Source organism: Streptomyces sp. NBC_01498, from assembly GCF_036327775.1.
GTDB lineage: Bacteria > Actinomycetota > Actinomycetes > Streptomycetales > Streptomycetaceae > Streptomyces.
This window is the reverse complement of the sequence record NZ_CP109598.1, coordinates 5,299,766-5,318,773: the sequence shown is the minus strand read 5'-3', so window position 1 is coordinate 5,318,773 and position 19,008 is coordinate 5,299,766. Positions and strand designations below refer to the sequence as shown.

Below are 19,008 nucleotides of genomic sequence, written 5' to 3'. Positions count from 1 at the left end.
CCACGACCTCCCCACGGCCGAATCCCGGCCCGGCCACCCTTATGTGTGAAGCGGTCCCTCCACTGTTGTCCGGCGGCGGGCGCGAACCTAGCGTCGTCGCCGGAGGTGACGGAGCGATGACAGCCTGTCTCATCGAGGGCGCGCACACGGGAGAGGGTCCGGTGCCGGAAGGAGGGCCGGCGCCGGGCGGGGGCGTGGTGACGGACGCCGGGCCGGACCGGGGTGCTGTGCCGGGCCGGACCGGGACGGATTCGTGTGCCGCGCCGGAGCGGGGGGTGCGGCGTTCGGGATTCGCGATCGCGGCGGACGGTTCGTACGCGGCACGGCTGACCCTCGGTGCGGGCACCGGCGCGGCCGGTCCTTCTGAAGAGGGCGCGGCGGACGGGGACGGGGCGGCGTGGTTCCCGGAACGGTGGACACTCGACGGGCCGGAGCCGTACGCCGTACCGCTTCCTCTCGACCAGCCCGAGGAGCCCGACGCCGAGGTGCTGCCACTGGTCGACGGGCGGGTACTGATTCACCGTCAGGTCGCCGACCGCCAGGCGTTCTCGCTGCTCTATCCGGCCGGGCCGGGGACCGGTGAACTGCCGCTGGGCGCGGTCGAATGCCCGGAGCTGACCCTGCTGCCGCCGTCACCCGACGGTGCGTGTGCCTACGCGCTGGCGCCGGGGCCGGGCCGCACCACCGTCTGGCAGGTGGTGGGCGGTTCCTACGGCCCGGAGCCGGTCGCGACGGTGCGGGGCCGCTGCACGGGCGGTGTCTGGCTCGACCGTACGGGGCGCATGCTGGCGCTCGACCGTGAACTGGACGGCGTGGTCAAGGCGGTGGTCGTCGATCTCGAACGGGCCGGTGAGGTCAGCCCGTTGCTCCAGCTCGCGGAGGGCAGCAACGACCGGCTCCTGCTGGCCGACACCGACAGCGGTCTGCTGCTGATCCGTTCCGACGCGCCCGGCCACGACCGGCTGGGCTGGGGCGTGCTGGGCAGCACCAAGCCGGTGCGCTTCCCGGAGTGTCTGCGGACACCGGGCCGTACGGTCACCCCGTTCGCCGTACAGCCGGGACAGGTACTGATGCCGGAGAGCTGCGCCGTCGCGCTGCGGATCGACGGACCGGACGGGACCTGGGTGGGGACGTGGCGGCCCTCGGGCCGTCGCCTCGTGCAACAGGCCGCGCCGGAGGGCTGGTTGGCGGGAGCGGGGTTGTGGACACGGGACGGGGTGCTGCGGCTTCCGTACGTCACGGGCACGATGCCGTGCGGCGTGGCCCGGCTCCCCGCGCCCCGCGACGTGCGGGAGGCGATGTCGTCGGACACCCGGCAGGGCGCCCCGCCCGGCGGACGGTTCGACGGCGCGGGGGCCTCCGCGCCTCCCGAAACCACCGGTGGGCACGGGTCGGCCGCACGGCCGACCCGCCCGGCGCCCAGGCCGGTGCCGCTCCAACAGGCGCCTCTCACCGGGCGCGTGGCCGCCGGATAGGTCTGGTTAGTATCTTCCGGCGGGTCGGACCGGTCGGTGACGGGGACGGTCGGCCCCCGTGCGTGACACGAACAACGACCACGACAGCAGCGATTCAACGGGGTGACATCCCACATGTCCGAAAGCCGGACAGACACGTCCCAGGACCGTCCGCACCACGCGGCCGGCGAGTCGGACGACATCGGCCACGGAAAGCACCGGGGCGGGGCCGCCGATACGGACGACTCCCAGTCGTCGGTACACGGCCGCCACCGCCGCCCCGGTGGCACCACCAACGAGGGGGCCTGACAGCTGTTCCCGGGCTCCCGGCGGGCCGTCGGTCCGCCCGGCGCCCGGGGCAGGGTCCGGCCACCGGACTCGGGGAGGATTCCGGGAGCGGATTCCGGGGAGCGAGCGGTTTTCCGGGGGCGGATTCCGAGGGCAGGACATTTGTCCCGGCCGAGTCCGTACATGCGCATCTGCCGGGGGCCCGGCCCGCTCCGTAGCGTCATCGGCATGACACAGCCAACGGCGACACCCACGCCGACGCATGCCGACCCGACGATGCCGAACACACCCACACCCGCGCCCACGCCCACGACAAAGAACAGCACGACGCCCATGACCGGAGCCACGGCAGCACCGGCACCGGCACCGGCGTCGGCGTCGGCGTCGGCGTCGGCGTCGGCGTCGGCGCGGACCGATGCGGGGCCTCGTCCCGCGCCCGCCGTGAGTATCGCCGGAGCCGTCAAGTCCTTCGGCGCGGTGCGTGCGGTGGCCGGTGTCGATCTCGACATGGCCCGTGGCGAGACCGTCGCCCTTCTCGGCCGGAACGGCGCGGGCAAGTCCACCACCCTCAATCTGCTGCTCGGCCTCGACACCCCCGACAGCGGGCACGTCCGGCTCTTCGGTGACACCCCCGAGCGCGCGGTGGCGGCGGGCCGGGTCGGCGCGATGCTCCAGGACGGCGGGCCGATCCGCCGTACGACGGTGCGCGAGCTGGTGTCGTTCGTGGCGAGCACCTATCCGCGTCCGCTGCCCGTCTCCGAGGCGCTGCGCCTCGCCGGGCTCACCGACCTCGCCGAACGCCGCGTCGAGAAGCTCTCCGGCGGCCAGTGGCAGCGTGTCCGCTTCGCGCTCGCCCTCGCCGGCAATCCGGAGCTGATCGTCCTTGACGAGCCGACGGCCGCCCTCGACGTGGAGGCCCGGCGGGCGTTCTGGACCTCGATGCGGGCGTACGCCCGGCGGGGCAACACCGTGCTGTTCTCCACGCACTATCTGGCGGAGGCCGACGAGAACGCGGACCGGATCGTCGTCATCGACCACGGCCGGATCGTCGCCGACGGACCCGGCGAGCACGTCAAGCGCGCGGTCGGCGGCCATCTCGTCGCCTTCGACCTCGCGGGACACGGCACGGAAGGTCTCGAAACGCTGCCGGGCGTGGTGTCGATGGAGATACGGGGAGACAGGGCCCGGATGCGTACGGACGACTCCGACGCCACCGTCACGGCCCTGGTCGGCCTCGGCCGCGCCAGGGGCCTGGAGGTCGTCCACGCCTCACTGGAGGACGCCTTCCTCGCCCTGACCTCGGCGAACGAGACTTCATGGAACGAGTCGGCGCAGCACATCACGGAGACGAACGAGACGGAGGCCGCAGCATGACACGGGAGTACGTACGGCTCGAAGTGCGGCGCACGCTCCGCGATCCGGGATTCGTGATCTTCAGCGCCGGGATGCCCGTGCTGATGTATCTGCTGTTCACCAATCTGGGCGCCGCCGACGACGGTGCCGCCGCCTGGAGGACGACCGCCATGGTGGGGATGGCCGCGTACGGCGCGCTCGGCGCGGCGGTCAGTGTCGGCACCGGGATATCGGAGGACCGTTCGCTGGGCTGGCTCCGCCAGCTCCGCGTCACGCCCCTGCGTCCCCGCCAGGTCGTTCTCGGCCGCGCGGTCACCAGTTCCGTGACCGTGCTGCCCGCGATCCTGACGGTGCTGGCGGCCGGCGCGATCGTGAACGGCGTACGGCTCGATGCCTGGCGGTGGGCGCTGCTGGTCCTGCTGCTGTGGGCGGGCACGCTGCCGTTCACCCTGCTGGGGATAGGCAACGGCTACCGGCTCTCCGCGCAGAGCGCCGGAGTCGTCAACACGGGAGCGCTCATGGGTATGGCGGTGCTCGGCGGACTCTGGTTTCCGATCGAGGCGTTCCCGGACTGGCTGCGGAGTGTCGCCGCCTACACACCCGCTCACGGCTTCGCCGAACTCGGCTGGGCCGCCACCGGCGCCCCAGCCTCCGCGCTCACGGCCCTCGCGGTGGTCCTCGGCTGGCTGGCAGTCTTCGGTTCGTACGCTGTGATGTCCTACCGCACCTCCGCGAGGACGACATGAAAGACCGATCGAAGAAACGACGCCGCTGGGGACACCGAGCGGGTCCGGCTTCCGGCTTCGCCCTGCTGCCGTGGCTGCTGCTGGGCCTCGGCTCCTTCTCCAATCTCATCCGGGGCGAGACCCCCAACCCCTGGTTCGGCGCCATCGGCCTGCTGGTCTTCAACTCCCTCTACATAAATGTGGTGTTCCGCGCCTTCCACCCGGAGGCACGGCGACGCAGGGCCACCTGGTGGTCGCTGGGTGGGATGGCGGTGATGACGTTCGGCCTCGGGGGCACCTACGGCGGCAGCTGGCTGTTGTTCTTCCCGCTCTTCGGGCTCGCCTGCGGGACCGCGCTGCGCGGCCGGTATCTCCCCCTGGTCGGCGTGCCGCTGACCCTCACGGTCGCGGTCGTCGCCGCGGTCCACGACAGCTGGGGCGCGATCACCATCGCCTACGGCACGGTCGTGTCGATGCTGGTCACCGCGGCGATCCTGGCCCTGTCGGAGACCGTGGTCGAACTGCGTTCCACGCGGCAGGAGTTGGCGCGTGCGGCGGTGGAGGAGGAGCGGCTGCGTTTCTCGCGCGACCTGCACGACCTGCTGGGTCACACCCTGTCCGTGATCGTGGTGAAGTCCGAGGCCGCGCGCAGGCTCGCGCCCCGCGACATGGACGCGGCGCTGGCGCAGATCACCGACATCGAGTCGGTGGGCCGGCAGGCGCTCACCGAGATCCGCGAAGCCGTCACGGGCTACCGCGAGGGCAGTCTCTCGACCGAGCTGGACCGGGCCCGCTCGGCACTGACGGCCGCCGGGATCGAACCGGTCGTACGGCGATCGGGACCACCGCTGGAGCCGCGCACGGAGGTTCTGCTCGGCTGGGTCGTGCGGGAGGCCGTCACCAACGCCCTTCGGCACAGCGGCGCGACCCGGTGCGAGATCACGGTCGACGGCACACCGGAGCGGGTCCGGCTGGAGATCACCGACGACGGCCGCGGCGTACGCTCGGCACCGTCCGACGGCACGGACGACAGCACGGACAGCGGCACGAACGACGACGCACGGACCGGCACGGGCGGCAGGGGTACGGGCCTGACGGGGCTCACCGAACGGCTGGCGGCGGCGGGCGGTTCGCTGGAAGCGGGTTCGGCGGACAGGACCGGGGGCGGTTTCCGGGTGACGGCCGTACTGCCGGTGGACTCCACCGTGGACGCGCCGCACACCGTGTCCACCACACCGACGGAATCGGGGATACCGGCATGATCAGAGTCCTCCTCGCCGAGGACCAGGGCATGATGCGTGGCGCTCTCGCGCTGCTGCTCGGCATGGAGAGCGACATCGAGGTGGTCGCCCAGGTCGCCACGGGCGACGCCATCGTTGACGCGGCCCTCGCCGCCCGCCCCGATGTGGCGCTGCTCGACATCGAACTCCCCGGCCGCACCGGTCTGGACGCCGCCGCCGATCTGCGGGAGCAGGTCCCCGGCTGCCGGGTGCTGATCCTCACCACCTTCGGCAGACCCGGCTATCTGCGGCGGGCCATGGAGGCGGGGGCGGCCGGCTTCCTGGTGAAGGACGGGCCGGTGGAGGAACTGGCCGAGGCGGTCCGGCGGGTGCTCGCCGGCGAGACCGTGGTCGACCCGGTGCTGGCCGCCGCCGCGCTGAGCGCGGGACCGAGCCCGCTGACCGGGCGTGAACGGGACGCGCTCAACGCCTCGGTGGACGGCGCGACCGTCGCGGACATCGCGGCCCGGCTGCATCTGTCCGAGTCGACCGTGCGCAACTACCTCTCGTCCGCGATCGGCAAGACCCACAGCCGCAACCGCACCGAGGCCGTACGGGAGGCCCGCCGCCAGGGCTGGCTGTGAAGACCGGCCTCCGCCCCACCTGTCGGGGACGTCAGGTGTCGGAGTGGCGTGGCAACCAGAAGAACATCAGCGCCGCGGCCACGAGCAGCAGCCCCGCGCCGGTCCTGAAGGCCAGCGCGTATCCCTCGGTGAGCGCGACGGGGCCGGTCCCGTGAGAGGTACGTGCGGCGGCGACCGTGGAGAGGACCGCGAGGCCGAGGGCGCCGCCCATGGTCCGTGAGGTGTTCACCAGCCCGGAGACAAGACCGGCCTCGCCGGGTGCCGCGCTTCCGGTGGCGAGGGCGGCGAGCGGAGTCATGGCCAGTCCGGCGCCCGCCATCATGAGGATGCCGGGCCCCAGGATCGTCCGGAGGAAAGTGCCGTCGGCGGTCATCAGCGACTGCCAGCCGAATCCCACGGCGCCCACGAGGGTGCCGAGCACCGCGACATGCCGGGCACCGATCCGCCGCATCAGCAAGGGCGCCAGTTTGGAGCCGAAGACGACGCTCAGCGAACTCGGAATGAGCGCGAGACCCGCCTCCAGGGGTGTGTAGCCGAGGACGTTCTGGGCGTACACGGTCATGAAGAACCACATCGAGAACGACACCGAACCGCACAGCAGCATCGCGGCGTTGGCCGCCGAGACCGCCCGCACCCGGAAGAGTCCCAGCGGCATCAGCGGGGCTTTCGTGCGGGCCTCCACCAGCAGAAAGACGGCGAGCAGCAGCAGCCCGCCGAGCAGCGGCACCAGGGTCGCGGCGGCTCCCCAGCCCGCCTGCTCGGTCTGCACGATGCCGTACGCGACGACCGCCAGACCGGCGGTGACCAGAACGGCGCCCGGCAGGTCCAGCCGTCTGCGGGCCTCCTTCGCGCGGCTCTCGGGGACCCACAGCGCGGCGGCGAGGAGGACGAGCGCACCGGCGGGGACGTTGATCAGCAGCACCCAGCGCCAGTTCAGCAGATCGGTGAGGACACCGCCGACCAGCCCGCCCGCCGCGCCGCCGCCCGCGCCGACCGCCGCCCAGGTGGCTATGGCCCGCGTCCGCGCGGGCCCGGCGGGAACGGCCGCCGTCAGGATGGTGAGGGTCGCGGGAGCGAGCACGGCCGCGCCGAGGCCCTGCACACCACGGGCGGCGAGCAGTTGCCAGTCCTCCTGCGCGAGACCGCCCGCCAGGGAGGCGGCGGTGAAGACACCCAGCCCGGCGAGGAACATCCGTTTGCGCCCGAAGATGTCGGCGGCCCGCCCGCCGAGGAGCATGAAACCGGCGAAAGCGATCGAATAGGCGTTGAGTACCCACTGAAGGCCGGTGGTGCTCAGGCCGAGGTCGGTGCGCATCGAGGGCAGGGCGACGTTCACGACCGACACGTCGAGTACGACGAGGAACTGCCCGGCGCAGGCGGCGAGGATGACGGCCCAGGTGTGCGCGGGCCCCGCGCCGGCGGTGCCGGGCCCGGGTATGGACGGCGGGCGGGGATCGGTTTCGGTGCGGCTCTCTGCCGGGACATGGGCCATGGCGGTCATCGTGACACCCGCTCCGGTGCCCCGTACATCGGGATTTCGGCCTACGGACACCGACCGCACGAGGTACGTACGGCCGCGTCCCGGCAGGCAGCACCCCGTCAAGCCACGATCACGGCAGGCCACGGTCACGGAGGCCACCGTCGCGACAACCGCTCCCGACAGGAGGAGGCAAGGGCAGGAGATGCGGAGGAGGACAGAGGAACAGCGCGAGAGAGCGGAGCGGCGGCCGTGGCGGGAGGGACCGTACGGGAATAGCCGCCCACCAGGAAACGTTCAGCGTGCATCCACTTGGACCGCGACCGTCCGTCGCCACCCGCCCTTCGTCTGCCCGGAGGCTCGACGTATGCCAGACGCCACACCCGACCAACCCGTCGGACCCACCCTCCTCAAGAGGGCTGACGGGCCCGGGTCGCGTCGGCGGGGAACCGGCGGCGTCGTCCCCGTCCTCGCGTTCGCCGGTATCACCGTCGCCGTCATGCAGACCCTGCTCGTCCCGATCATCAAGGACCTGCCCGCGCTGCTCCGGACCTCGCCCGAGAACGCGACCTGGGTCATCACCGCGACCCTCCTCGCCGGTGCGGTGTCCACCCCGATCATGGGGCGGCTCGGCGATCTGTACGGCAAGCGCCGGATGCTGCTGGCGAGTCTGGCCGTGATGGTCGTCGGCTCGCTGGTCTGCGCGTTCACCGACGATCTGACGGTGATGATCGCCGGGCGGGCCCTCCAGGGTTTCGCGATGGGCGCGATACCCCTGGGCATCGGCATCATGCGTGACGAGCTGCCCCGCGAGAAGCTCGGCTCGGCGATGGCGCTGATGAGCTCGTCGATCGGGGTCGGCGGTGGACTCGCGCTTCCCGGCGCCGCGTTGGTGGCCCAGCACGCCGACTGGCACACGCTGTTCCTGGGCGCGGCCGGGCTGGGCGCGCTGTCGATGGCGCTGACCGTTCTCGTCGTGCCGGAGAGTTCGGTGCGGGCCGGGGGCCGGTTCGACTGGTTCGGCGCGCTCGGGCTCTCCGCGGGGCTCGTCGCCCTGCTGCTGCCGGTCACCAAGGGCAGTACGTGGGGCTGGACCTCGCCGACGACGCTCGGTCTGTTCGGGGCGGCCGTCGTGGTCCTCGGGCTGTGGGGCTGGATGGAGCTGCGGCTCGCGGCTCCGCTGGTCGACCTGCGGACCAGCGCGCGCCGTGAGGTGCTGCTCACCAATCTGGTCTCGGTCATGGTCGGCGTCGCGTTCTACGCGGTGTCACTGATCCTCCCGCAACTGCTCCAGCTCCCCGCCTCCACCGGCTACGGCCTCGGCCGGTCGATGGTGGTCGCGGGCCTGTGTGTCGCGCCCCTCGGACTCACGATGATGTTCGTCGCCCCGGTCTACGCCCGGATATCCGCGCGGCGGGGCCCGAAGGTGTCTCTGATGGCGGGGATGACGGTCATCGCGATCGGTTACGGGGTCGGGCTGGTCATGATGAGCGCCGCCTGGCAGACCGTCGTGATCTCGGTGATCCTCGGCGCGGGCATCGGTCTCGCCTACTCCTCACTTCCCGCCCTGATCGTCGGGGCCGTCGACGCGAAGGAGACCGGCGCGGCCAACGGGCTGAACACACTGGCCCGTTCGATCGGTACGTCGGTCTCCAGCGCCGTCATCGGCATGGTGCTGGCACGGACGGCGATCGGTACGGGTCCCACGGCGGTGCCGAGCCTGCACGGGTTCCGGATCGCGTTCGTGATCGCCATCGTCGCGGTGCTCGGCGGACTGGTGCTGGCGGCGTTCCTGCCGTCGCGCTCGGCGTCGGGCCGGACCGAGTTGCTGGCGAGCAGTGCGGGCGACGCCGGGACCGCGCGAAACGCGGTCGTACCCACCGCGACTGGCGTACCCACGGCCGTGCCTGCCTCCGACGGGGTACCCGGGGCGCGGGCGCACGCCGGCTGATCGCCCGTCCGGCGGTGTACGGCAGCATGGGCGGTCCGCGCCCGTACGCCACGGGACGCCGCGAGCCGCACCGAGCCGCACCGAGCCGCCCCACGCTGGAGGAACGCATGACCGCCGGGCCCGACGCCGACCCCGTATCCGCCGATGTCCCCACCCGTGCGCCCGCCCCCGACCCCACATCCACCGACGCCACATCCACCGAACCCACATCCGCCGGCGTCCCCGCCCCGGACGTCCTCAAGGCGTTCGAGCGAGCCCAGGGCTTCATGCCGACCGGTGAGGGGCTGGCCCTGTACGCCGCCGCCACCGAGGCCGCCGCCCTCGGGCTGCCGCTGCTCGAAGTCGGCACCTACTGCGGCCGTTCCACCATCCTGCTCGCCGACGCCGCCCGCGCCGCCGGGGTCACCGCGCTGACCGTCGACCACCACCGCGGCAGCGAGGAGCAGCAGCCCGGCTGGGAGTACCACGACCCGGCGCTCGTGGACACCGAGGTCGGCCGGATGGACACCCTGCCGACCTTCCGCCGTACGCTCCACGCGGCCCGTCTTGAAGACCATGTCGTGGCGATCGTCGGCCGGTCCCCGCAGGTCGCGGCGGTCTGGGGCGGTCCGCTCGGCCTGGTGTTCATCGACGGCGGGCACACCGACGAGCACGCGAACGGCGACTACGAGGGCTGGGCGCCGCACCTCGCCGTGGGCGGGCTGCTGGTGGTGCACGACGTGTTCCCCGACCCGGCGGACGGCGGGCAGGCCCCGTACCGGGTGTGGCGGCGGGCGCTGGCGTCCGGCGCGTTCGCGGAGGTCTCGGCGTACCACTCGCTGCGGGTTCTGCGGCGTACCGGGGCGGGAACCTGACGCTCCGTCCCCCACGGACTAGCATCGCCGGGTGCCGTACGACGAGAGCCACTCCCCCGCCCGCCGCCCGACCACGCGGAGGGTGCTGACCGTCGCGGTCGCGGCCCTGGTGCCCGGGGCCTTCGCCGGATGGCTGGTCTGGCAGGCCACCGGCGGTCCCGGCGGGGAGGCCACCGCCCGGGGCACGGGCGCCGCCACCGCCCCCGCCGACACCGCGTCGCCGGAATCCGGCGCCCCCGCACCGTCCGCGCCCACGGGCGACGACGCCCCGGGGGACGGACGCCCGGCACCCGGCGAAGGCCCGCTCGCCGGACGGATCGTCGTCATCGACCCCGGACACAACCCGGGCAACTTCCAGCACACCGCCGAGATCAACAAGCTCGTGGACATCGGCACGCACCGCAAGGAGTGCGACACCACCGGCACCGCGGGCAACGGAAGCGGCGGAGGCAACGGAAGCGGCGCCGCTTACACCGAAGCCGAATTCACCATCGATGTTTCACAGCGCCTCCGCACGCTCCTCCGTAAAGAAGGCGCGACGGTGAAACTCACCCACGACAACGACCGGGCGTGGGGACCGTGTGTGGACGAGCGCGCGAAAATCGGCAACAACGCGCGTGCCGACGCCGTGATCTCGATCCACGCGGACGGTTCGGCCGCCGGCAACCGCGGCTTCCATGTCATCCTTCCCGCGCTGGTGAAGTCGGGCGGCGCCGACACGACGAAGATCGTCGCCCCGTCGCGGGCTCTCGGTGAACGCGTGGCGGGCAATTTCGCGCGCACGACCGGAAGTTCCCCCTCCAATTACCTCGGCGACGACACGGGCCTCGATGTGCGCGACGACCTCGGCGGACTGAATCTCTCGACCGTGCCCAAGGTCTTCGTCGAGTGCGGCAACATGCGTGACTCCAAGGACATCGCGCAACTCACCGACGCCGGCTGGCGCCAGAAGGCGGCACAGGGAATGGCGGACGGCATCAGCGGTTTCCTGCTGCGATAGCCGGGCACCGGGAACAACCGGAGTGCCGGGGAACAACAGGTCGACGCCCCGCCCTCGAAACACCCGCCGATACCGCCGATACGCCGCCCGAACAGCCGGAAACGGCAACGGATTCGCAACGAAAAGACCGCGATCGATTCTTCGGCGCGCGCTCCCGCAACCGTGGGAGGGGGCACCGCGGTCCTCTTCTGCGACGGCCCGGAACCGAGAAGACGACCCGCTCGGGCAGACGATAGATTCATCCGTACGATAGGGAGCCGCTCCCGAGCTTCGCCCTCCTCACCGTCGCCCTCGCGCCGGTGGCGACCGCCCCGACGAGACGATCTACGAAGGACTTCTACGTGAACATCCGCTCCCTCACACGAGGCGATGGCGTGGTGATCGGAGCAGCGGTGGTGCTGTTCATCGCCTCGTTCCTCGGCCTGTCCAGCATCGACTGCCCGTCGGGAGTCGACTGTTCGGGCATCGAGACCCCGAACGCCTGGGACGTGCTCGGCCTGGTGATGAGCATGTTCGTCGCCGGCATCATCGGCGCCGCGCTGATCGTCCTCGGCCGGGGCATGCCGGGTCGCAGGGTGGCCGGTCTGGACATCGGCCAGTTCGGTGTGGCGCTGACCGTCTTCGCCCTGTGGACCGCGTTCTGGACCATCATCGACACGGACAACGCGGGCGCGGGCATGATCCTCGGTCTGCTCGCGACGCTGGTGCTCGCGGCGGGCGCGCTCGCCACCCCGCTCGTCCCCGCCCTCAAGGCGCCCCTCGTGGGCGCGCCGAGGCCGCAGGTCGCCCAGCCGGGCGCCCAGCAGGGCTACCCCGGCCAGGGTTACGGCTACCCGGGTGCCCAGCAGGCCCCGTACGGCGGCCAGCCGGGCCAGGCGGGTCCGGGTTACGGCGGCCCGCAGCAGGGACAGTCCGGGCCGGGCCGGCCGTCGTCGGGCGGGCAGCAGGCCCAGAGCCCCAGCCAGGACGGTGGACCGGGCGGGTCCGGTGGCGCTTTCGAGCCGTTCTGGTTCGCCGTGCCGGTGGCCCGTCCGCTGTTCGGCGAGGACGGTTCGCCGTCGCCGATCGCCGAACTCGCACCGGGTACGTGGTATCTGGCCGTCGAGCAGCGCGGCGCGGCGCTGATCGCCCAGACGCAGGACGGCCGTCGCGGTCTGCTCCAGGACACGTCCGGCATCCAGCGCGGCTGACCTCCCGCCTCCCGGCGCGCGATCAGCAACGCACCACCACGGCCCCTCGCCCTTCCCGGGCAGGGGCCGTTCGCGTACGCGGGGTCGTGCTTCGGCCGTCGAACCGGCCTCGGTGATCCCTTCGGGCCCTTCGCGTAGGCGGGGTCGTGCTGAGGCAGCCGCCCACCGCACCGCGCACGCCGGAGGCACCGTGGCCGTTCGCGTATGCGGGGACGGTTCGCGTGCACCGGCGTGCGCTCGGCGCGCCTCACACACCGGGCGCGGCGGGGGCCCTGTCCGCCACACCGCCTAGCAGACAGAGCGTGTGGGCCGAGTAAGGGTTTCGCGCGCGCCGGAGCGGCAACACGGTCGTCATGGCCTCACGTACACGCAGTGGAAGCAGCGCAGCAGCCACGATCCTCATGGTGATCGCGGATGTCATGGCCTTCATCTTGGGCCTGTGGATCTTGATGTACCTGTTGGACGCCAACCGCGCCAACGACCTGGTGAACTTCATCCAGGACGCGGCACGCTGGCTCGCCAGCTGGTCCTACGACCTGTTCACCTTCGACGAGGCATGGGCACGGGTGGTGTGCGGGTACGGCCTGGCGGCCGTGGTCTACCTGTTCATCGGTCACGCTCTGGCGAGTCGGATACGCCGGGCCTGATGGCCCGTCAAGTCCCTTTGTCACCCCGTCCGTTCGCAGCAGTCCGGTTCCAGTCCGGACGGCAGCCTCTCCCCGCTGAAAACCGCCGTGGTCGCCTCGTCCCCCCCGAGAGCGGCCACGGCCAGCAGCAGTGAACCGGCGGTCCAGCTGGTCAGCTCCTCGGGCCAGAAGGCCGTTTCACCCTCGAAGACATAGCCCGTCCAGTAGAGTCCGCCGTTCGCGCGCAGATGCCCGATGGACTGGAGCACCTCCAGTGCCCGGTCCGACTCGCCCGCCACCCACAGGGCCAGGGCGAGTTCACAGCTCTCCCCGCCGGTGACCCAGGGATTGGGCAGCACACAGCGCACCCCGAGCCCGGGAACGACGAAGCGGTCCCAGTCCTTTTCGATCCGCGCCTTGGCCCGCGCCCCGGTCATCGCGCCGCCGAGGACGGGGTAGTACCAGTCCATCGAGTAGCGGCCCTTGTCGAGGAACCGTTCGGGGTGTTCCCGTATCGCGTGGGCGAGCGAGCCCGCCGCCAACTCCCAGTCCGGCTGCGCCTCTTCGCGTTCCTCGGCGATGGCGAGCGCGCAGCGCAGCGCCTGGTGCACGGAGGAGCTGCCGGTCAGCAGCGCGTCGTGCACGGCGGTGCCGTCGGCCTCGCGCTTCCAGCCGATCTGCCCGCCGGGCCGCTGGAGGGCCAGGACGAACTCGACGGCGGCGTGGACGACGGGCCACATCCGGTCCAGGAACGCCTCGTCGCCCGTGGCGAGATAGTGGTGCCAGATCCCGACGGCCGGATAGGCGCAGAAGTTGCTCTCGCGGCTCCGGTCGGTGGGGCGGCCCGCGTCGCCGTCGTCGTAGGCGGCGTACCAGGACCCGTCGGTGTTCTGGTGCCGGGCGAGCCAGTCGTAGGCGCGCGCCGCCGCCTCGTGTTCGCCGGACGCGTCGAGCGCCATGGCGGCCTCGGTGTGGTCCCAGGGGTCGAGATGGTGACCGCGAAACCAGGGGATGGCGCCGTCGGGGCGCTGGAGGGCGAGGATGCCCTCGACGGTCTCCCGTGCCTGATCGACCGTCAGCACACCGGGCAGGACGAGGTGTTCGGTACGGTCCGGGCCGCGACCGGGCAGGGTCACTTGCCCTCCGCCGTCGGCAGGTGCGGCTTGGTGGCGTACGCGACGAAGCTCTTGCCGACCACCGGGTTGAGCAGTCGCTCGGTGAAGCGGGTCGCGAAGGGCTTCTTCATGATGTCCCAGACGAGCATCCGGTGGTACGCGCGGACGGGCAGCACCCGGTCGTTGTCCACGCCGAAGGCGCACTTGAGCCACCAGTACGGCGCGTGCAGGGCGTGCGCGTGATGGGTGCCGTACGGCCGGAGCCCGGCCTCCCGCATCCGGCCGAGGAGTTCGTCGGCCCTGTAGATACGGATGTGGCCGCCCTCGACCTCGTGGTACGCGTCGGAGAGCGCCCAGCAGATCTTCTCGGGACCGTACCGGGGCACGGTCACGGCGATCCGGCCGCCGGGCCGCAGGACACGGACCATCTCGGCGAGCACGCCCTTGTCGTCCGGTATGTGCTCCATGACCTCGGAGATGATCACGACGTCGAAGGAGGCGTCGGGGAAGGGGAGGTTGAGCGCATCCCCCTCCATCGCGGTGGCGGTGGCGCCGGGCGGCGCCTCACCGGCCTCCTTCATGGCGGCGAACCAGCCCGCGACCTCGCGTATCTCCGCTCCGTTCCGGTCGAGGGCCACGACCTGGGCGCCGCGCCGGTAGCACTCGAAGGCGTGCCGGCCCGCGCCGCACCCCAGATCGAGCACCCGGTCGCCTGCGGCGAGCGGGAAACGGGAGAAGTCCACGGTCAGCACGGTTTCCTGCTTTCGCGGTCGGAGTGGGGTGAGGGCGGGGGCGGGGGCAGGGGCGGAGCGGGGATACGGGATCAGGGGGCCGGGGCGGGGCTCATCGGCGGGCCGCCGCGCGGGCGGCGACAGCGGCGCGGTACAGCTCGGCGGTGCCCTCGGCCGCCCGCGCCCAGGTGAACCGGCTCAGCACCCGCTCGCGCCCCGCCGCGCCGAGCCGCTCGCGCAACTCCCGGTCGTCGAGCAGCCTGTTGAGCGCGCCGGCCAGCGCGTCCGCGTCACCGGGCGGCACGGCCAGACAGGTCTCCCCGTCGGGCCCCGCGACCTCGGGGATCGCACCGCCGGTGGTGGCGACCAGCGGGGTGCCGGTGGCCATGGCCTCGGCGGCGGGCAGCGAGAACCCCTCGTACAGGGACGGCACGCAGGCGATCTGCGCGCCACGGACGAGGTCGACCAGTTCGGCGTCGGAGATGCCCTTGACGAACCGGACGGCGTCGCCGAGCCCGTGCCGCTCGATGGCCCGGTGGACCGGTCCGTCCTCGGCGCGTCTGCCGACGACGACCAGATGCGCGTCCGGACGCGACGTACGCACCTTCGCGAGGGCCTCCACGAGATGGACGAGGCCCTTGAGCGGCACGTCGGCGCTGGAGGTGGTGACGATCCGGCCCGGTGTCTCCGGTACGGCGGGGTCCGGCGAGAACAGCCCCGTGTCGGCGCCCACGGGGACGACGCTGATGCGCTCGGGCCGCACCCCGAGATGGTCGGTGATCTCCTGCTTCGAACTGCCGGAGACGGTGATCACGGACGGCAGCCGGCACGCGACGCGTTTCTGCATCCGGGTGAAGCCGTACCAGCGGCGTACGGAGTAGCGCGCGAGGCGCCCGTCGGCGGCGTCCAGCTCCAACCGCCGGTCGACGGTGATGGGATGGTGGACGGTGGTGACGAGCGGGGCGCCGAGGTCGCCGAGGAGCCCGTACCCGAGCGTCTGGTTGTCGTGCACGACGTCGAACTCGCCCCGGCGGGCGGCCAGATGGCGGCGGGCGCGCAGGGAGAAGGTCAGCGGCTCGGGAAAGCCGCCGGTCCACATGGTGGCGACTTCGAGGGCGTCGATCCAGTCGCGGTACTCGCCGCGTCCCGGTGTCCGGAACGGGTCGGGCTGCCGGTAGAGGTCGAGACTGGCGAGTTCGGTGAGCGGGACGCCCTCGTCGAGTACGGGGTAGGGCTGGGCGCCGATGACTTCGACGTGGTGGCCGAGGCGGGCCAGTTCGCGTGAGAGATGGCGTACGTAGACGCCCTGGCCGCCGCAGAAGGGGTTGCCCTTGTAGGTGAGGAGCGCGATCCGCAGCGGCCGGTCCGCCGCGCCGGAGGTGGCTGCGGGCCCCGAGGGGGTACCCGCCTCAATGGCCTCAGCGGTCACTCTCGGACCTCACTTCTCACTTCACTTTCGCCGGAGCGTAACCGCTCGCGTCAATCCGGAACAAGTTCCCGCCGGGGTACGGGGGAACACAGCGAATCTCGAATCTACCGGCAGGTAGCGCCGCGTCGACGGGCGGTGGTGGGTGATTCACGCCACGGCGGGCTCCTGACGGCGCGGCCGGAACCCTTGACCGGCGCTCTTGACCGGAGCCCTTGGCGGGCAAGGGGATGTGACGGTACGTCAGTTGTCGCCCGCCTCCGGCTGCGGGACCGGGTGGCGGTGGGCAGGGCCGGAGCGGCGAGCGGCGGTGGGGGCGATCGACAACGAACGCCTCTGCCGTCCGGCCCGGAGGGCCCGGCGGTGGCCCCCCGACCGTTCGGAAGGGGGCCGGTAGAGTGAGCCCGTCGTCATCATGCCCGTACGGGGGGAAGCCGGTGCGAATCCGGCACTGACCCGCAACCGTGAGCCGCCCTCACCGGCGGCGAGTCGGAACACCCCGGACGTGGTCGTGACCGGCTCGCGCCACCGGAATCCACCGGTGGCCGGCACCGTCGAGGCATACGGAGCCGGAGCCCGGTGCCCCCGAGCGCCTGCCCGGTTCCCGCGTCTACACGTGTCGGCGGCGTGCGCCGGTGCCGGCGACGGCGCGCGTCCCGTATGTCCGTGCCGTCTGTGATGTCCGCGCTGTTCGTACTGTCCGCGTTCCGTGTGCCCGTCCGCATTCCAAGAGTCCGTCCGCGTTCCGTTTGTCTGTATTCCGCGTGTCCGTGTGTCCGTGTTCCGTGTGTCCGTGTTCCGCAGGAGAGGCTCCACCGCCATGATCACCGTTCGCCGCCGCGTGGCGCGCAGCGCAGCCGCGTGCTCCGTACTCGCCGTCCTGTGGGTGGCCGCCGTTCCCTCGTCGGCCTCGGCCGCCCCGGCCGGAAAGCAGGCGCCGCCCGCGCCGCCGGTCGAGGTCCCGGCCGGGATGTACGGCACCACGGACCCCACGTACGACGGCGTCTGGCGGCAGTCCCTCGCGATGCTGGCCCAGCGCGCCGCGAACGTCATGCCCGCGAAGTCCGCCGTCGGCTGGCTGCTCGGCCAGCAGTGCGACAGCGGCGCTTTCCCGGCGTTCCGCGACGGGACGAAGCCGTGCGACGCGAAGACCGTGGTGGACTCCAACTCGACCGCCGCCGCCGTGCAGATACTGGCCGCCCTGACCACGCACCCCGACGCCATGAACAACGGCATGAGCTGGCTGGCCTCGGTCCAGAACAAGGACGGCGGCTGGGGCTACAGCCCCGGCGCCCCGAGCGACGCCAACTCCACGGCCCTGGTGATAGGAGCGCTGGCCGCGGGCGGCGCCCCGGTGGGCAAGCGGCTGTCGACGGAGGGCAGGTCCCCGTACCAGGCGCTGACCTCCTTCGCGATCCCCTGCGACGCGACGGAGGGGGGCGGGGCGTTCGCGTACCAGCCGGACGCGGCCGGGAAGCTGCTGCCCAACGCCGACGCGACGGCCGCCGCGCTGCTCGGCGGGATCGGCAAGCGCATGGTCACGACGGGCGTCGAGCCCGGCCCGGCGCCCGTCTGCCAGGATGCGCACCCGCTCACGCCGGAGCGCGCGGCGCGCAACGGCGCGTGGTATCTGGCGAAGGCGCTGGCCGGGAAGGGCCATCTCGACCAGCCGCCGATGCCCGGCGCCGAGGACTCCGCGCCACTGCCGGACCACGGCAACACGGCCGACGCCGTCGTGGCGCTGACGACCGCCGGGTACGGCAAGCAGGCGGCCGGGGCGATGAAGTGGCTGGAGAAGAACTCGGCCGGGTGGGCGAAGGAGAACGGCCCCGCCGCGTACGCGCAGTTGATCCTCGCCGCGCACACGACGGGCACCGATCCCCGTGACTTCGCCGGCACCGACCTGGTGAAGGCGCTGAACGCGACGGGGCCGACGCCCGAGTGGGTCGGGCCGAAACCGCTGACCGTGGCGGAGCAGCAGAAGGTGCTGGCGGACCAGAAGGCGGAGCGGAGCAGCATGTCCGGGAATCTGTGGTCGATGGGCATCGGGCTGTTCGTCGCGTTCGCGATCTGGACGCTGTTCGTCGTACGGGCGAAGCGGCGCCGGTCATGAGGCGCCCCGCCATATCCGCCCGGCGTCCGGTGGCGCCCGTCACCACCCCGGCTCGGCTCACCGCCGTGCCGGCTCTGTTCACCGCCCTGTTGGCGCTGGTGCTGGCGGGCGCGGGGCCGGCGCACGCGGCGGGTTACCGCTACTGGTCGTTCTGGGAGGGCGACGGTAGGGCGTGGGCGTACGCCACCCAGGGCCCGGCCCTCGCCCGGCCCGCCGACGGCGCGGTGAACGGTTACCGCTTCGCGGTCAGCGCCGACAGCCAGGACGCGGCGAAGCCCCGCGAGGCACCGGACTTCGCGGCCGTCTGCGGTTCGACGCCCGAGCGGTCCGGCAGCAAGCGGGTGGCGGTGGTGGTCGACGCCGGTACGGCCGCGGACGCCCCGGAGGGCGAGACTCCTCCGGCGCCGCGTGCCGCGTGCGCGCGGGTGGACACGGACGCGACGAGCGCGGACGCGCTGGCGGCGGTGGCGAAACCGCTGCGCTACAACGGCGACGCACTGCTGTGCGGGATCACGGGCTACCCGGCGTCGGGCTGCGGCGAACAGGTCGCGGACACCGGAGCCGCGTCCCCGACCCCCTCCCCGTCCATTACAGGCGCCTCACGGAAGTCCGAGGAGACCGACGGTGCCCCGTCGGCCGGCGTCCTCACCGGAGCCGCGGCGGTCCTCGCCCTCGCGGTGGCCGCCACCTGGCAGGCCCGCCGTCGCCGCGCCTGACCCGTCCCCGCACGGGCCCCACTCCCCCCGACCGACACCGGACGGCCCGGCACGGGCCGGGGTGCCGGGCCGGCGTACGGACAGCACGGTCCCGTGTCTCGGCGCGGGCACGCCGGGCCCGGCGG

General features: G+C 72.5%; 17 protein-coding genes and 1 riboswitch. Of the genes, 13 read left to right on the top strand and 4 right to left on the bottom strand.

Annotation, left to right across the window (positions count from 1 at the left end; translation table 11 throughout):
* Nucleotides 1–116 precede the first annotated feature (116 nt).
* From OG875_RS22760 to OG875_RS22735, 6 genes are all read left to right on the top strand, one after another.
* The gene (locus tag OG875_RS22760) at nt 117–1,475 is read left to right on the top strand and encodes a hypothetical protein (protein WP_443079175.1); all 1,359 of its coding nucleotides are present in this window, start codon (nt 117–119) and stop codon (nt 1,473–1,475) included.
* 114 nt (nt 1,476–1,589) lie between these two features.
* Complete coding sequence (locus tag OG875_RS22755; RefSeq protein ID WP_330176070.1) at nt 1,590–1,763, top strand: hypothetical protein; 174 nt, start codon at nt 1,590–1,592, stop codon at nt 1,761–1,763.
* 420 nt (nt 1,764–2,183) lie between these two features.
* Nucleotides 2,184–3,116 carry an ABC transporter ATP-binding protein gene (locus OG875_RS22750; protein ID WP_330176069.1) on the top strand — a complete coding sequence of 311 codons (933 nt, stop codon included), beginning with the start codon at nt 2,184–2,186 and terminating at the stop codon, nt 3,114–3,116.
* Complete coding sequence (locus OG875_RS22745; protein WP_330176068.1) at nt 3,113–3,841, top strand: ABC transporter permease; 729 nt, start codon at nt 3,113–3,115, stop codon at nt 3,839–3,841. The genes OG875_RS22750 and OG875_RS22745 overlap by 4 nt, the downstream gene beginning before the upstream one ends.
* Nucleotides 3,838–5,082, top strand: a complete 1,245-nt coding sequence (locus OG875_RS22740) for a sensor histidine kinase (protein ID WP_330176067.1) — start codon at nt 3,838–3,840, stop codon at nt 5,080–5,082. The genes OG875_RS22745 and OG875_RS22740 overlap by 4 nt, the downstream gene beginning before the upstream one ends.
* A complete protein-coding gene (locus tag OG875_RS22735; protein WP_330176066.1) occupies nt 5,079–5,684 on the top strand; it encodes a response regulator transcription factor in 606 nt (201 codons plus the stop codon). Before OG875_RS22740 ends, OG875_RS22735 begins: the two co-directional genes overlap by 4 nt.
* A gap of 31 nt (nt 5,685–5,715) precedes the next feature.
* Here the strand turns inward: OG875_RS22735 and OG875_RS22730 are convergent, their stop codons facing one another.
* Nucleotides 5,716–7,185 (bottom strand): MFS transporter, encoded by a 1,470-nt coding sequence (locus tag OG875_RS22730; protein ID WP_330176065.1) that lies wholly within the window; start codon nt 7,183–7,185, stop codon nt 5,716–5,718.
* Between the two features lie 343 nt (nt 7,186–7,528).
* On the opposite strand from OG875_RS22730, the gene OG875_RS22725 reads away from it, so the two are divergent.
* From OG875_RS22725 to OG875_RS22705, 5 genes are all read left to right on the top strand, one after another.
* Nucleotides 7,529–9,112: an MFS transporter gene (locus OG875_RS22725; protein ID WP_443079174.1), complete on the top strand. Its 1,584-nt coding sequence runs from the start codon at nt 7,529–7,531 to the stop codon at nt 9,110–9,112.
* A 266-nt stretch (nt 9,113–9,378) separates the two neighbouring features.
* Nucleotides 9,379–9,966 (top strand): class I SAM-dependent methyltransferase, encoded by a 588-nt coding sequence (locus OG875_RS22720; RefSeq protein WP_330177862.1) that lies wholly within the window; start codon nt 9,379–9,381, stop codon nt 9,964–9,966.
* Nucleotides 9,967–9,997: 31 nt separating this feature from the next.
* The gene (locus OG875_RS22715) at nt 9,998–10,966 is read left to right on the top strand and encodes an N-acetylmuramoyl-L-alanine amidase (protein WP_330176064.1); all 969 of its coding nucleotides are present in this window, start codon (nt 9,998–10,000) and stop codon (nt 10,964–10,966) included.
* A gap of 341 nt (nt 10,967–11,307) precedes the next feature.
* On the top strand, nt 11,308–12,156 hold the full coding sequence (locus OG875_RS22710) for a hypothetical protein (RefSeq protein WP_330176063.1): 849 nt from the start codon (nt 11,308–11,310) through the stop codon (nt 12,154–12,156).
* A 353-nt stretch (nt 12,157–12,509) separates the two neighbouring features.
* Complete coding sequence (locus OG875_RS22705; RefSeq protein ID WP_330176062.1) at nt 12,510–12,803, top strand: hypothetical protein; 294 nt, start codon at nt 12,510–12,512, stop codon at nt 12,801–12,803.
* 20 nt (nt 12,804–12,823) lie between these two features.
* Here OG875_RS22705 and OG875_RS22700 read toward each other — a convergent pair whose 3' ends face one another.
* The 3 genes from OG875_RS22700 to OG875_RS22690 all read right to left on the bottom strand — a co-directional run bounded on the left by OG875_RS22700 (nt 12,824) and on the right by OG875_RS22690 (nt 16,057).
* Nucleotides 12,824–13,912 (bottom strand): prenyltransferase/squalene oxidase repeat-containing protein, encoded by a 1,089-nt coding sequence (locus OG875_RS22700; protein WP_443079283.1) that lies wholly within the window; start codon nt 13,910–13,912, stop codon nt 12,824–12,826.
* 2 nt (nt 13,913–13,914) lie between these two features.
* Nucleotides 13,915–14,649, bottom strand: a complete 735-nt coding sequence (locus tag OG875_RS22695; protein WP_330176060.1) for a class I SAM-dependent methyltransferase — start codon at nt 14,647–14,649, stop codon at nt 13,915–13,917.
* A gap of 91 nt (nt 14,650–14,740) precedes the next feature.
* Nucleotides 14,741–16,057 (bottom strand): glycosyltransferase family 4 protein, encoded by a 1,317-nt coding sequence (locus OG875_RS22690; RefSeq protein WP_330176059.1) that lies wholly within the window; start codon nt 16,055–16,057, stop codon nt 14,741–14,743.
* Nucleotides 16,058–16,481: 424 nt separating this feature from the next.
* Nucleotides 16,482–16,554, top strand: a riboswitch (cobalamin riboswitch).
* Nucleotides 16,555–16,877: 323 nt separating this feature from the next.
* Here OG875_RS22690 and OG875_RS22685 point away from each other — a divergent pair.
* Together OG875_RS22685 and OG875_RS22680 are read left to right on the top strand one after the other, a co-directional pair.
* The gene (locus tag OG875_RS22685) at nt 16,878–18,167 is read left to right on the top strand and encodes a prenyltransferase/squalene oxidase repeat-containing protein (protein ID WP_443079282.1); all 1,290 of its coding nucleotides are present in this window, start codon (nt 16,878–16,880) and stop codon (nt 18,165–18,167) included.
* Complete coding sequence (locus OG875_RS22680; RefSeq protein ID WP_330176057.1) at nt 18,164–18,883, top strand: SCO2322 family protein; 720 nt, start codon at nt 18,164–18,166, stop codon at nt 18,881–18,883. The genes OG875_RS22685 and OG875_RS22680 overlap by 4 nt, the downstream gene beginning before the upstream one ends.
* Nucleotides 18,884–19,008: the final 125 nt, after the last annotated feature.